The following is a 12,794-nucleotide window of genomic DNA, read 5'->3' as shown; positions in this document are numbered from 1 at the left end:
GCGTACCGATGCGGACCGGCCGGTCCGGCTCTGCCTACAGGTGCGGCAGGATCGCCGGCATGAGGTCCTGGAAGGTGCGGCCGTTGGCGGGGGTGCCGATGGCGGTCATCTGCCAGCCGTTCCCCGAGCGGTGCACCTTCGCCATGATCTGGGCGGTGTACTGTCCGCCGCCGTCCAGTGTGTAGCGGGCGAGTTCCTGGCCGTTGGTCTCGTCCACGATGCGGCAGAAGGCGTTCTGCACCTCCTGGAACGTCTGGCCGGTGAAGGAGTTCACCGTGAAGACGATCTGGTCGATGTGGACCGGGACCCGCTGGAGGTCGACGAGGATCGCCTCGTCGTCGCCGCCCGAGCCGGCGCCGCCGACCAGGTTGTCCCCGGTGTGCTTGACCGAGCCGTCGTCGCTGACGAGGTGCCGGAAGAAGACGACGTCGACCGGCTGCTTGTCGGCGAACAGGACCGCCGAGGCGTCCAGGTCGATCTCCCGGGTGCGTGAACCGAACAGGCCGCGGCGCGGCGCCGCCTGCCAGCCGAGCCCCATCCGTACCGCGGTCAGGGTCCCCCCGTCGCTCTTCTGCAGGCTGATGGCCTGACCCTTGGTCATGTTGACCGTCACGCGCTGTCCCCTCTCCGCTTTCCCCGCAACCGTCCTTGCGCGGCTTCCCCGAACCCTATGCAGTCGCGCCGCCGGCGCAGCCGCTCGGAGACCTTTTGTGTCGGTCTTGCAACACACACCCGGCGGTGGGTCAGGCCAGGCCCGCCTCACGCATCTGCCGCAGCTCCTTCTTCAACTCCCCCACCTCGTCGCGCAGTCGGGCGGCCACCTCGAACTGCAGGTCCGCGGCGGCCGCGCGCATCCGGTCGGTCATCTCCTCGATGATCCCGGCGAGCTCGGTGGCCGGACGGTCGGTGACCACGGCACCGTCCTTCTTGCCCTTCGCGGAACCGGCCTTGACGCCGAGCGTGGGCACGGGCGCCTTGGCGCCCTTCGCCTGGCGGTAGCCGGTGCCGAGGAGCTGCTCGGTGTCGACCTCCTCGCGGGCGATCGTCGCGACGATGTCGTTGATCTTCTTGCGCAGCGGCTGCGGGTCCAGGCCGCGCTCGGTGTTGTAGGCGATCTGCTTCTCACGGCGGCGGTTGGTCTCGTCGATGGCCTGGGCCATCGCCGGGGTGATCTTGTCCGCGTACATATGGACCTGCCCGGACACGTTACGGGCGGCGCGTCCGATGGTCTGGATCAGCGAGGTGCCCGAGCGCAGGAAGCCCTGCTTGTCGGCGTCGAGGATGGCCACGAGCGACACCTCGGGAAGGTCGAGTCCCTCACGCAGCAGGTTGATGCCGACCAGGACGTCGTACTCGCCGGAGCGCAGCTCGCGCAGCAGCTCGATGCGGCGCAGGGTGTCGACGTCGCTGTGGAGGTAGCGGACCTGGATGCCGAGCTCCAGGAAGTAGTCGGTGAGGTCCTCCGACATCTTCTTGGTGAGGGTGGTGACCAGGACCCGCTCGTCCTTCTCGGTGCGCTTGCGGATCTCGTGCACCAGGTCGTCGATCTGGCCCTCGGTGGGCTTGACGACGATCTCCGGGTCGACGAGACCGGTGGGGCGGATGATCTGCTCCACGAAACCGTCGCCCCGGGACAGCTCGTACTTGCCGGGGGTGGCGGAGAGGTAGACCGTCTGGTTGATCCGGCCGAGGAACTCCTCCCACTTCAGCGGGCGGTTGTCCAGGGCGGACGGCAGCCGGAAGCCGTGGTCGACGAGGGTCCGCTTGCGGGAGGCGTCGCCCTCGTACATCGCGCCGATCTGCGGCACGGTGACGTGCGACTCGTCGAGCACGAGGAGGAAGTCCTCGGGGAAGTAGTCGAGGAGGGTGTTGGGCGCGGTGCCGGGGGTGCGGTCGTCGAAGTGCATCGAGTAGTTCTCGACGCCTGAGCAGGTGCCGATCTGGCGCAGCATCTCGATGTCGTACGTGGTGCGCATCCGCAGCCGCTGGGCCTCCAGCATCTTGCCCTGCTTCTCCAGCTCGGCCAGCCGCTGCTCCAGCTCCTTCTCGATGCCGCCGACGGCCTTCTCCAGGCGCTCGGGTCCGGCCACGTAGTGGCTGGCGGGGAAGACGTGGAGCGACGCGTCCTCGCTGATGACCTCGCCGGTGAGCGGGTGGAGGGTGGAGAGCGCCTCGATCTCGTCACCGAACATCTCGATGCGGACGGCGAGCTCCTCGTAGACCGGGAAGATCTCGATGGTGTCGCCGCGCACCCGGAAGGTGCCGCGGGCGAAGGCCAGGTCGTTCCGGCTGTACTGGATCTCCACGAAGCGGCGCAGCAGCTGGTCGCGGTCGATCTCGTCGCCCACCTTGAGCTGGACCATCCGGTCCACGTACTCCTGCGGCGTACCGAGGCCGTAGATGCAGGAGACGGAGGCGACGACCACGACGTCACGCCGGGTGAGCAGCGAATTCGTCGCGGAGTGGCGCAGCCGCTCGACCTCCTCGTTGATCGAGGAGTCCTTCTCGATGTAGGTGTCCGACTGCGGGACGTACGCCTCGGGCTGGTAGTAGTCGTAGTACGAGACGAAGTACTCGACGGCGTTGTTCGGCAGGAGCTCGCGGAACTCGTTGGCCAGCTGGGCGGCGAGGGTCTTGTTGGGCGCCATCACCAGGGTGGGGCGCTGCAGCTTCTCGATCATCCAGGCGGTGGTCGCCGATTTTCCGGTGCCGGTCGCGCCGAGGAGCACGACATCCTTCTCACCTGCCCTTACGCGCCGCTCCAGGTCGGCGATGGCTGTCGGCTGGTCGCCGCTGGGCTGGTAGGGACTGACGACCTCGAAAGGCGCCACCGAACGTTCGATCTTCGAAACGGGCCGCATGCAACCACCGTACGACCCCCCACTGACAACGGGGCCGGCTCAGCGCCGGCGCCGGGCCCCGGTCACCAGTCCTGGGGCGGTACGGGGTCGCGGCGCTGGGAGTGGAACGAGGCCGGGTCGGCGTGCGTGCCGAACCGCGGGACCTGGCGCTGGGCCGGGATTCCGGGGGCCCGGGCGGCCGCCGGGTCGTCCCAGTCCGGGGTCCCCATGACCACCAGCGGGTCGAACATCACGACGACCGCGGCGAGCACGAGGAAGCAGGCCGGGCCGATCAGCATGGGCACGAGCAGGCCGGTCGGGCTGTCGCCCGAGCCGGTGACGGTGGCCGTGGCGGGGTGCAGGTGGACCCGGAGGGCCGCCATGCCCGTGTAGTGCATCCCGCTGACGGCGACGCCCATCACGACGCTGGCACCGAGGCTGGGCAGGAAGCCGTGGATGGAGACGGCCGCCCAGAGCGCGGCGGTCGAGGCGACCACGGCGATGACGACGGAGATCGACACGGTGACCGTGTCGTACTCGAACTGCCCATCAAGTCGCATACCGGCCATGCCGAGGTAATGCATGGTGGCCACGCCGAGCCCGGTGATCGTGCCACCCGTCACCAGTGCCATCGGGGTGGCGCCCCGGTACCCGACAAGGAAGATCCCGACACCGACCATGACGATCGCGACGGCGAGGCTGGCGAACGTGACCGGCTTGTCGTAGGCGATCGGTACCTCCTCGACGGAGAAACCCATCATCCCGATGAAGTGCATCGTCCAGATTCCGGAGCCTATGGAGGTGGCACCGAGACCCAGCCAGCCGGCCTTGAAGGAACGTTCCGTGCGCAGCGAGCGGGTGGTGCAGCGCAGCCCCAGTGCCGCGCCGAGACAGGCCATGAGGAACGACGCGACGGGGGTCACGACCCCATAGCTGAAACCGTCGATTGTGCCCTGCATGCATACGCCCTTCGCAGAAGCCCGGGTGCGGACGACCCTAAGGCGCAAGGCCCGGCAGACAAACAGAAGAGCCCCATTTTATCGACAGGGCTGTCGGCCCGTGACCCGGTCCCCGGGGTGCGTTCACATCGTGGCCATCCTTCGCCCGTCCCGTGTTCGGGGGCGGCTGGGACTCTCGGGCCGTCCGCAACTCTGACGCAAGGAGTCCACGTGTACGCAGGCACCGCTACTGCCTCCGTCGCTGCCGCCGCCCTGCTGGGCGCCGGCACTTTGCTGATGTCGGTCACCGACGCACCAGGCACGGACACCACCGCAGCCGGGCGCAGCACGGCAGTGACCCGCACTGTCGCGGCCCGGAGCACGACAGCAGACGACACCGCAACCGCGACCCCGGCCGCGAGCGGCCCCGCCCCGGCCGTCTTCGCCCACCGGGGCGCTTCGGCCTACGCCCCCGAGAACACTCTCGCGGCCGTGGACAAGGCCGACGCCCTCGGCTTCGACTGGGTGGAGAACGACGTCCAGTTCACCCGGGACGGCGTGCTCGTGGTCATGCACGACACCGATCTGAAGCGGACCACCGATGTGGAGGAGGTCTTCCCTGACCGCGCACCGTGGGCGGTCAGGGACTTCACGGCCGCCGAGATCGCCCGGCTGGACGCGGGAAGCTGGTTCGGCGCCAAGTACGCCGGGGTCCGGGTGCCCACGCTCCGCCAGTACCTGGACCGGCTCGGGCACAACGGTCAGAACCTGCTCCTGGAGATCAAGAGCCCCGAGATCTACCCGGGGATCGAGCGGGCGACCCTGCAGGTGCTGGGCGAGGAGGGCTGGCTCGACCCGAGCCACGTCCGCGGCCGCCTCGTGATCCAGAGCTTCGGCGCGGACAGCGTGCGCAAGGTGCACGAGGAGCGTCCGGACGTCACCACGGGCTTCCTGGGCACTCCGGCCGTCGCCGACCTGCCCTCGTACGCCGGGTTCGCCGACCAGATCAATCCGACGTACACCTCGATCTCCGGCGCGTACGTGGCCGCGGTGCACGCGCTCAAGGGGCCGCACCACAAACCGCTCCGGGTGAACGCGTGGACGGTCAACGACGCGGCGCACGCGCTGCGGGTGGCCGGCTTCGGCGTGGACGGCATCATCACCAACACCCCCGACGTGGTGCGTGCGGCCACCGAGGTGCGTGAGGCCACCGGCTGACCTCGGGTCTCTCGTTACCAACACCCCCGACGTGGTGCGTGCGGCCACCGAGGTGCGTGAGGCCACCGGCTGACCTCGGGTCTCTCGTTCGGGTCATGCCCGGCTCGCGTGCCCTGGCACCGCGCTCCGACCCGGCGTGATCCAGACGAAAGCCACCAGCCGCAACGGGCGGCCACCGGCCGTTGTCAGTGGCCGCCCGTACGGTGGTTCCCATGAACAGCAACGGGGTCGTCGAGTGGGCCGTCGTGGAGAGCGACATCGGCCCGCTGCTGCTTGCCGCGACCGGGACAGGCCTGGTGAGCGTGGTCTTCCACGCGCGGCCGGCGGTGCGGGACCGGGCGCTGGCCCAGTTGCGCACCCGGCTCGGCGCGGAGCCCGTCGAAGCACCCGGTTCCGCCCGGCTGGCCGAGCCGATACGCCAGCTCGCGGCGTACTTCGCGGGCACGCTGCGGGACTTCTCGCTCGACCTGGACTGGTCGCTGACGGGCGGCTTCAACCGCCAGGTGCTCCGCGAGCTGGCGGCGGGGGTGCCGTACGGTGCGGTCGCCGGATACGGGGACCTCGCCGAGCGGGTCGGCCAGCCCGGGGCGGCCCAGGCGGTCGGGGCCGCCATGGGGTCAAACCCGCTGCCGGTGGTGGTGCCCTGCCACCGGGTGGTGGAGCGCGACGGCGGGATCGGTGGCTTCGGCGGCGGGCTGGAGACCAAGCGGCAGCTGCTGGCGCTGGAGGGCGTGCTGCCCCAGCCGTTGTTCTGACGCCTGGCCGGATGCGTCCCGGACGGCCGGCGGGCATGACCCGAATCGTTTCGTACGCGCGTACGAGGCTGGCACACTGCCTCGGTGACCAACACCCTCGACGCATCCGACACCCCCGGCGGCCCGAGTCCGGCCGGGCGGGTCACCGCGGCCGACCTGCCCCGGCTGCGGCGCAGGACCTCGGCCGTCCTCATCGCCGGGCAGATACTCGGCGGCCTCGGCGTGCCGATCGGCATCGCCCTGGCCCCCGTGCTGGCCACCCAGGTCAGCGGCTCCGAGGCGCTGTCGGGCCTCGCGCCCACGGCGTCGGTGACCGGCACGGCCCTCCTGTCGCTGCCGCTGGCCGCGCTGATGACCTCGCGCGGCCGCCGCCCCGGTCTCGTCCTGGCGTATCTGATCGGTGCGCTCGGCGCCGGCCTCGTGGTGCTCGCCACCGTGGTGGAGAGCTTCCCGCTGCTGCTGCTCGGCATGGCCGGGTTCGGTGCGGGTTCCTCCGCCAACCTGCAGGCCAGGTTCGCCGCGGCGGATCTGGCCGAGCCGGAGCGGCGCGGCCGGGCGATCTCCACCGTCATCTGGGCCACCACCATCGGCTCGGTGCTCGGGCCCAACATCGCAGCTCCGGCGGGCCGGGTCTTCCGGGGGACCGGCGTGTCCGAGACGGCCGGCCCGTTCGTCTGGGCGGCCGGAATCTTCCTGCTCGCCGCGCTGGTGATCACGGTGCTCCTGCGCCCCGACCCGCTGCTCACCGCTCGCGCGCTGGCCCCGCAGGAGAACCGATCGGCGGGGGACCGTTCGCTGCGTGCGGGCCTCGCGGCCGTAAAGGCGTCGCCGATGGCCCGGCTGGCGCTGGTGACCGTGACCGTCTCGCACACCGCGATGGTCTCGATCATGGTGATGACCCCGGTCGATCTCGGCCATCACGGCGCGGACCTTCAGCTGATCGGTCTGGTGATCAGTGGCCACATCGCCGGGATGTACGCGTTCTCGCCGGTGATGGGCTGGCTCTCGGACCGCTTCGGCCGGCTCACCGTCATCGGTCTGGCGGTCGGCCTGCTCTCCTGCGCCGCACTGCTGGCGGGGACCGCGGGCGCTGTCCACGGCAGGACCGCGGCCGGCCTGTTCGTGCTCGGGCTCGGCTGGTCCGCGGGGCTGGTCGCCGGTTCGGCGCTGCTCACCGACTCCGTGCCGCAGCCCGCCCGCGCCGCGGTTCAGGGCCTGTCGGACCTGACCATGAACGCGTCGGCGGGCGTCGGCGGCGCGGTCGCCGGGGTCATCGTCTCCCAGGCGAGTTACGGCTGGCTGAACCTCACGGGCGCATGTCTGCTGCTGCCGATGGCGGCGCTGGCACTGCGCCGGTCCCTCACCCGCCCCGCCACGGCCTGAACCCGGCGGGGCGCCGGGTTCCCGCCGGGCGACAGCCCCGCCCGGGGCCGGGCAGGCTCAGAGGGTGATGTGGTACGCCTTGCGCAGCGTCTCGTGCACGGTCCACGTCGTCCGGTCGCCCTCGCGCAGCACGCACGCGTCACCGGGGCCGATCTCCAGGGTGGCGCCGCCCTCGACCGCCACGGTCGCGCGCCCGCTGACGACCACGAACAGCTCGTTGGCCTCGGTGTCCGTGACCACTCCGGGCGTGATCTGCCAGATCCCGCGCAACTGCTTGCCGTCGGCCGATTCCCACAGCACCTTGCCGGTGACCTCGGGCTCGCCCGACACGATCTGCGCGGGATCGAGCGGTTCCGGTTCGAGCACGGCCTCCGGGATGTGCACGGCGAAGGAGGCGGGAGCTTGATCAAAGGTGGTCATGGGCGGTCACCTTAGCGACCGTCCCAGGACGCCTTGCCACCAGGACGGGCTGGAAGAAGCCCGACTCGTCCGGCTCGTGCCAGACGGGCTCCCGCAAACCGGCCCGGGCGGTGAATTCGACGATCTGCGCCTGCGTCAGTGCCCAGTACGAGGTACGGCGCGTGCGCACGCGCCAGTCGGCCCCGTCCTGTTCCGCCTGCGCGCCGGGCAGCAGCTGGAAATGCTCCAGGTCGTAGCGCTCGCCGTCCGGCTGCCAGTGCCACAGCTGGAAGGTGACCACCCGGCCCCCTGCGCCCTCTTTGACCTGCGGCGGCGTGGACGTGGGCCGCTCCCGGCGCAGCCGGTCGTACGGCCGGGTGGACAGCAGCAGCACTCCGCCGGGCCGCAGCACCCGGTACATCTCGCGAAGCGCGGCGAGCACCGCCCGCGGGGTGAGCAGATGCGGCAGGGCGTTGTCCGCGCACACCACGACGTCGAACGAGCCGTCACGGAACGGCAGCGCCCGCATGTCGGCGGCCGCCGCGGGCAGCCGCAGCTCCCGCGCGCCCGCCTCCCGCACCGCACGGGCGGCCGCGACCGGGCTCAGGTCGCTGCCGGTGACCCGGTGTCCCAGCGCGGCCAGCCCCAAGGACTGGGTACCGATGCCGCAGGCGCAGTCCAGCACGTCGTACGAGAGGCTCGCGCCGTCCGGGAGGACCGAGCCGATGAGCGTCGAGAGCGCCGCAGCCTGCCGTTCGACGCTCGCCTCCCAGTCCGCGTACATCAGGTCGTAGTCCGCGGCCAGGCCGTCGTAGAACTGCCGCACTGAGGAAGGGGGACGATCGGCAGCAGGCTCCATGCGCCGACGCTAACCCGAAACAGCGGAGGTGACCGCGGGACGGCCCGGAACACAACGGGCCGGTACCCGGAGCGGGTTGCGGGATGGCCGGTAAGCGTCCCCGGCCGGCCGGCGGCCGCAGGGGCTGCGGCCGGTACACGTTTGAGCCCGGCCCACCCGCGACAGGGATGTGAGCATGTCACCGACCGCGCCGCTCGGCGCCGCTCCCCACGCGCCCGTTCTCTCCGCGGAGGTGCGGGCCGCCCTCGCCGCGCACCGGCCCGTCGTCGCGCTGGAGTCGACGATCATCGCCCACGGCCTGCCCCGCCCCCGCAATCTGCGGGTCGCCGGGGAACTGGAGGAGCTCGTACGGGCGGCCGGCGCCGTGCCCGCCACCATCGCCGTGCTGGACGGCACGCCCCGGATCGGCCTGGACAAGGCCCAGTTGGAGCGGGTCGCCCAGGATCCGGAGATGCGCAAGCTGGGTCACCGGGACCTCGCGCCGGCGCTGGCCGCGGGGGCGAGCGGGGCGACGACGGTCTCCGCCACCGCGTTCCTGGCCGCCCGGGCGGGTCTTCGCGTCTTCGCGACCGGCGGGCTCGGCGGGGTGCACCGGGCTGGACCGAGACGCAGGACGAGTCCGCGGACCTGCGACTGCTGGCCGGGACCGGTATCACCGTGGTCTGTGCGGGGGTGAAGTCGATCCTGGACGTGCCCGCCACCCTGCAGCGGCTGGAGACACTCGGGTCGGGGTGCTCGGTTACCGCACCGACCGGTTCCCCGGCTTCTATCTGAGCAGTTCCGGCGAACCGGTCGACTGGACCGTACGGTCCCCACAGGAGGTGGCCGAGGTGATGGGGGCGCAGGACGCGCTCGGCGCTCCCGCGGCAGCACTGATCGTGGCCAACCCCGTACCGCCGGATCAGCAGTTGGACCCCGCACTGCACGACCGGGTACTCGCCGAGGCGCTCGACGCGTGCCGGGAGCACGGCATCGTGGGGCAGGCCGTCACGCCGTTCCTGCTCGACCATCTGACGCGGCACACCGAAGGCGCCTCGCTGGAGGCCAACCTGGCGGCCGTCCGCGGCAATGTGGAGCTCGCCGCGCGGATCGCCACGGCCTGGGCCGCCCGGTGAGCGGCGGCCTTCTCGTCGTCGGGGACGTGGTCACGGACGTGGTGGCCCGGCACGGATCGGCGCTGGTCCACGGCACGGACACGGCCGCGCGGATCCGCACCCGGCCGGGTGGTGCGGGGGCCAACACGGCGTGCTGGGCGGTGCGTTCCGGATGCCGGGAGGTGCGGCTGCTGGCCCGGGTAGGCGCCGATTCCGCGGCCTGGCACCGGGAGTCCTTGCAGCGCGCCGGCGTACGCGGGCTGCTGACCGTGGACGACGGGGCGCCCACCGGCACGGTCGTCGCGCTGGTCGACCCCGCCGCCGAACGCACCTTCCTCACCGACAGCGGCGCGGTCCTGCGCCTGTCCCCCGACGACTGGTCGCCGTCGATGCTCGACGGGATCGCTCATCTCCATCTCTCCGGCTACCTCCTCTTCGCCGCGACGAGCCGCGCGACGGCCCTGCTCGCGCTGCGGGAGGCCGGGCGGCGGAACATCCCGGTGAGCATCGACCCGGCTTCGGCGGGCTTCCTCGCCGAACTGGGCGTCGACCGGTTCCTGGCCCTGGTGGAGGGCGTGGATCTCCTGCTGCCCAACGCGGACGAGGCACGCCTGCTCACCGGCCTGCCCGAACCCGCTGACGCCGCGGCCAAGTTGAGCCTGCTGGTCCGCCAGGTCGTCGTCACGCTCGGCCAGGACGGCGCCCTGCTGGCCACCGCGGGTGCGGTCACCGGACGCGTGCCGGCCGAGCCGGTGCGGGACCCGGTCGATTCCACGGGGGCGGGCGACGCGTTCACCGGCGGCTTCCTCGCGGCCCGGCTGGCGGGCCACGACGACGTGACGGCCGCGGTGGCGGGGTGCCGTTGCGGGGCACAGGCCGTCATGACCGTGGGCGGTCGGCCACCACTGCTGCACGGGGACGGCGCCTGAAAACTCCCTCCGGCCATCACTGCACTGCACGGGGACAGCCCCCTGAGCGCGCCCAAGGGCTCGCGGAACCGAGGCCCCCTCCGCCCCCACTACCCGCCCTGTCGCAACCCGGTCCAGGCGGGATGGCGCGGGTCGTCGGCCCGGACGACCGCGTCCGCGCTCCCCGCGGGCGCCGCCTCGTCCTCGTACCGGGCGAAGGCGGGCAGCGTCCACTGCTCGTCCTCCTGCGTGCGCCGCCGCAGCGCACCGGGCGACAGCCGCAGGTGGACGCTCAGGTCGAAGGGGAACCAGTGCCCCAGCAGCAGCGGCCCGTGCACCACCAGCACCCCGCCCGCCGGCAGGAGGCTGTACGGGCTGCGGGTGGCCCGGTCCGTCGCCGGGTCCCAGAGGTCGGGCAGCACCCGCCCGCTGCCGCCCGGCTCCAGCGGCCCGAACACCTCGCGCCACAGCGCCCCGGTGTCGAACCAGCTGCCGAAGTACGAGTCGGGGTCCCGTTTGCCGTACTCGTACCGCAGGCTGGCCGGCCGCAGGAATCCCGCGGTGGGTACGCGGAGCACGGCCCGGCCGCGCAGCCGCAGCGCCTGTGCGACCGACTCGGCCAGCTCACCGGGCCGGGCGGCCGGGGCGCCGTCCACGGCGACCTTGAGCCAGGGCCCGCCGTCCGCCGGCTCCAGCGCGTCGGCGTGCGCGGCGAGGGCGTCCGCCAGCCGTTCCCAGGTGATCGCTTCGAATTGCACGGAGCCATCATCGCCCCGCCTCAGCGGCGGCCGTCCCACCACCTGGGGAGACCTACTCCGGGGACCGCGGGGCTCGCGAAGTGGAACGGCACCCCGAACCGCTCCCCCAGCCGCCGGCCGGTCCGCCCGGCCTTGTCGCGCTCCCGCTCACCGTGCCGCCACAGGGCCGGCCCCACATCGTCCGAGGGCTCCGCCAGGACGGCCGCCGGCGCCACGATCCAGCCCTGGGTGTCCCCGTCCCACCACGCCTCGAACGCCACCGGTCGGCGGGGCAGCGCGGCGGCCTTCGCGGCGAGGGTTCCAGGTCACGCCGGGGGCGGTGGCGGGATCCGGTCGGCCAGCGCGAGGCGGCGTTGGCCCACCAGTTGCACGCAGGCGCGCAGAGCGGGCGGGGGCTCGATGCCGCACCGCCGGATCAGCGCCACCGCCTGGACCGTGCGGCCCAGGACGGCGAGCGCGTCGACCTCCTCGCGCACGGCGTCGGGCAGGGCCGGCCAGAGGAAGTCCGCCCGGTGGTCCGAGGCCAGCCACCTCACCCGGTCGGCGAGCGGCCCGAGGGCCGGTTCGCGCGCTGCGGCGGCCTCGGCGAGGCGCGTGATGTCGTCGGCCCAGTCCCCGGTGACCTCGTCCAGCGCCCCGGTCCGCGCGAAGCCGCGCTCCAGCAGGCCCCGGGCGACCTGCGGCTGCCCGCGCAGCACCGCCTTCACCGCGGCGACCGCGTTGGCGAGTGCGCTGGCGGGCCGCGACCAGTCCTCACCACGCGCCGCCGGGTTGCCCTGGTCGTAGCCGGGCAGGTCGGCGGCGGAGAGCGCGACGATCTCCAGATCCAGCCGCCAGAAAAGGGGAAGTCCGTCGAAGTCGGCGAAGAGCAGCCGTCGTTTGCGGGAGTTCTGCAGATCGGGGTCGACGCGCAGCGAGGCGACTTCGCGGACCGCACCGAGAACGGCCGGGACGGCGGCCACGCAGTCGTCGAACCGGCTGTCGGGCACGATCCAGGTGAGATCGATGTCGCTGTAGGCGTCGGCGGTCCCCCGGGCGAGCGATCCTCTCGGCTCGGCCCGCGAACCGGGACAGTGGGCTCGCAGCGCACGCAGGAGCTCCTGCGCCAACGCGGCACGGCGCGCCGGGTCGAGATCCCCCGGGTCTCCTTCACTCATGACCGGCCCCTTCTCTCATCCTCATGTGGATCACCCGTCCAGCCCCGCCCGCCGGCCGGGCACTATTGCGTCGAGCCCGCCGGGTCTCCCTCGTACGATCTTCCTCATGGACCTCGAATTCGCCCGCAAGTTCGCCGTGGAGTGGCAGGACGACTGGAACTCCCATGATCTGGAACGCATCCTGACGCACTACCACGAGGACGTGACGTTCAGCTCCCCCATGATCGCGCGGTTCACCGGTGACGCAGCCGGCACCGTGCGCGGCAAGGCCGAGCTGCGTGCGTACTGGGCGCGCGGGCTGGAGCTCATCCCCGACCTGGAGTTCGAGGTGATGGACGTCCGGGCGGGCGTCGACACGCTGGTGATCGACTACCGCAACCAGATCGGCGGCCGGGTCTACGAGGTGCTGACCTTCCGGGACGGTCTGGTGATCGGCGGCCTCGGTGCTTACGGGGAGACGCTCGCCCGCTGACGGTCGGCGCCCG

13 protein-coding genes and 1 pseudogene are annotated in these 12,794 nt (G+C 72.2%); 6 read left to right on the top strand and 8 right to left on the bottom strand.

Annotation, left to right across the window (positions count from 1 at the left end):
* Positions 1 to 34: 34 nt before the first annotated feature.
* The 3 genes from LNW71_RS25595 to LNW71_RS25585 form a co-directional block, all read right to left on the bottom strand.
* Positions 35 to 613, bottom strand: coding sequence for a TerD family protein (locus LNW71_RS25595; RefSeq protein WP_136328667.1), 579 nt, complete (start codon positions 611 to 613; stop codon positions 35 to 37).
* A 130-nt stretch (positions 614 to 743) separates the two neighbouring features.
* Positions 744 to 2,861: an excinuclease ABC subunit UvrB gene (gene uvrB, locus LNW71_RS25590; protein WP_250970375.1), complete on the bottom strand. Its 2,118-nt coding sequence runs from the start codon at positions 2,859 to 2,861 to the stop codon at positions 744 to 746.
* A 62-nt stretch (positions 2,862 to 2,923) separates the two neighbouring features.
* Positions 2,924 to 3,799, bottom strand: coding sequence for an MHYT domain-containing protein (locus LNW71_RS25585; protein ID WP_250970374.1), 876 nt, complete (start codon positions 3,797 to 3,799; stop codon positions 2,924 to 2,926).
* 210 nt (positions 3,800 to 4,009) lie between these two features.
* Between LNW71_RS25585 and LNW71_RS25580 the strand changes: the two genes are divergently transcribed.
* From LNW71_RS25580 to LNW71_RS25570, 3 genes are all read left to right on the top strand, one after another.
* The gene (locus LNW71_RS25580) at positions 4,010 to 4,996 is read left to right on the top strand and encodes a glycerophosphodiester phosphodiesterase family protein (protein WP_250970373.1); all 987 of its coding nucleotides are present in this window, start codon (positions 4,010 to 4,012) and stop codon (positions 4,994 to 4,996) included.
* A 212-nt stretch (positions 4,997 to 5,208) separates the two neighbouring features.
* Positions 5,209 to 5,751: a methylated-DNA--[protein]-cysteine S-methyltransferase gene (locus LNW71_RS25575; protein WP_250970372.1), complete on the top strand. Its 543-nt coding sequence runs from the start codon at positions 5,209 to 5,211 to the stop codon at positions 5,749 to 5,751.
* A gap of 84 nt (positions 5,752 to 5,835) precedes the next feature.
* The gene (locus LNW71_RS25570; protein WP_250970371.1) at positions 5,836 to 7,134 is read left to right on the top strand and encodes an MFS transporter; all 1,299 of its coding nucleotides are present in this window, start codon (positions 5,836 to 5,838) and stop codon (positions 7,132 to 7,134) included.
* 57 nt (positions 7,135 to 7,191) lie between these two features.
* Here the strand turns inward: LNW71_RS25570 and LNW71_RS25565 are convergent, their stop codons facing one another.
* Positions 7,192 to 7,554, bottom strand: a complete 363-nt coding sequence (locus tag LNW71_RS25565; RefSeq protein ID WP_250970370.1) for a cupin domain-containing protein — start codon at positions 7,552 to 7,554, stop codon at positions 7,192 to 7,194.
* Entirely contained in the window at positions 7,541 to 8,392 is an 852-nt protein-coding gene (locus tag LNW71_RS25560; protein ID WP_250970369.1) for a class I SAM-dependent methyltransferase, read from the bottom strand. Before LNW71_RS25560 ends, LNW71_RS25565 begins: the two co-directional genes overlap by 14 nt.
* Before the next feature lie 175 nt (positions 8,393 to 8,567).
* Between LNW71_RS25560 and LNW71_RS25555 the strand changes: the two are divergent.
* Both LNW71_RS25555 and LNW71_RS25550 read left to right on the top strand, forming a co-directional pair.
* Positions 8,568 to 9,507, top strand: a pseudogene (locus LNW71_RS25555) (pseudouridine-5'-phosphate glycosidase).
* Positions 9,504 to 10,415 carry a sugar kinase gene (locus tag LNW71_RS25550; RefSeq protein WP_250970368.1) on the top strand — a complete coding sequence of 304 codons (912 nt, stop codon included), beginning with the start codon at positions 9,504 to 9,506 and terminating at the stop codon, positions 10,413 to 10,415. Before LNW71_RS25555 ends, LNW71_RS25550 begins: the two are co-directional and overlap by 4 nt.
* Before the next feature lie 89 nt (positions 10,416 to 10,504).
* Here LNW71_RS25550 and LNW71_RS25545 read toward each other — a convergent pair whose 3' ends face one another.
* The 3 genes from LNW71_RS25545 to LNW71_RS25535 are packed head-to-tail and all read right to left on the bottom strand — an operon-like array spanning position 10,505 to position 12,309.
* Positions 10,505 to 11,152, bottom strand: coding sequence for a uridine kinase (locus LNW71_RS25545; protein ID WP_250970367.1), 648 nt, complete (start codon positions 11,150 to 11,152; stop codon positions 10,505 to 10,507).
* 20 nt (positions 11,153 to 11,172) lie between these two features.
* Positions 11,173 to 11,412, bottom strand: a complete 240-nt coding sequence (locus tag LNW71_RS25540) for a hypothetical protein (RefSeq protein WP_250970366.1) — start codon at positions 11,410 to 11,412, stop codon at positions 11,173 to 11,175.
* Between the two features lie 45 nt (positions 11,413 to 11,457).
* Complete coding sequence (locus LNW71_RS25535) at positions 11,458 to 12,309, bottom strand: nucleotidyltransferase domain-containing protein (RefSeq protein WP_250970365.1); 852 nt, start codon at positions 12,307 to 12,309, stop codon at positions 11,458 to 11,460.
* A 106-nt stretch (positions 12,310 to 12,415) separates the two neighbouring features.
* On the opposite strand from LNW71_RS25535, the gene LNW71_RS25530 reads away from it, so the two are divergent.
* Positions 12,416 to 12,781: a nuclear transport factor 2 family protein gene (locus LNW71_RS25530; RefSeq protein WP_250970364.1), complete on the top strand. Its 366-nt coding sequence runs from the start codon at positions 12,416 to 12,418 to the stop codon at positions 12,779 to 12,781.
* The last annotated feature ends 13 nt before the right edge of the window (positions 12,782 to 12,794 follow it).

The sequence above is a fragment of the Streptomyces sp. RKAG290 genome, from assembly GCF_023701695.1.
In the GTDB taxonomy this organism is placed as follows: domain Bacteria; phylum Actinomycetota; class Actinomycetes; order Streptomycetales; family Streptomycetaceae; genus Streptomyces.
Note: the sequence above shows the minus strand (reverse complement) of the source record. Positions and strands in the feature narration are given on the sequence as shown.

Coding starts and splice junctions, on each gene's coding strand:
- uvrB (WP_250970375.1), bottom strand. CDS start 2,861: ATGCGGCCCGTTTCGAAGATCGAACGTTCGGTGGCGCCTTTCGAGGTC.
- LNW71_RS25585 (WP_250970374.1), bottom strand. CDS start 3,799: ATGCAGGGCACAATCGACGGTTTCAGCTATGGGGTCGTGACCCCCGTC.
- LNW71_RS25575 (WP_250970372.1), top strand. CDS start 5,209: ATGAACAGCAACGGGGTCGTCGAGTGGGCCGTCGTGGAGAGCGACATC.
- LNW71_RS25565 (WP_250970370.1), bottom strand. CDS start 7,554: ATGACCACCTTTGATCAAGCTCCCGCCTCCTTCGCCGTGCACATCCCG.
- LNW71_RS25560 (WP_250970369.1), bottom strand. CDS start 8,392: ATGGAGCCTGCTGCCGATCGTCCCCCTTCCTCAGTGCGGCAGTTCTAC.
- LNW71_RS25535 (WP_250970365.1), bottom strand. CDS start 12,309: ATGAGTGAAGGAGACCCGGGGGATCTCGACCCGGCGCGCCGTGCCGCG.
- LNW71_RS25530 (WP_250970364.1), top strand. CDS start 12,416: ATGGACCTCGAATTCGCCCGCAAGTTCGCCGTGGAGTGGCAGGACGAC.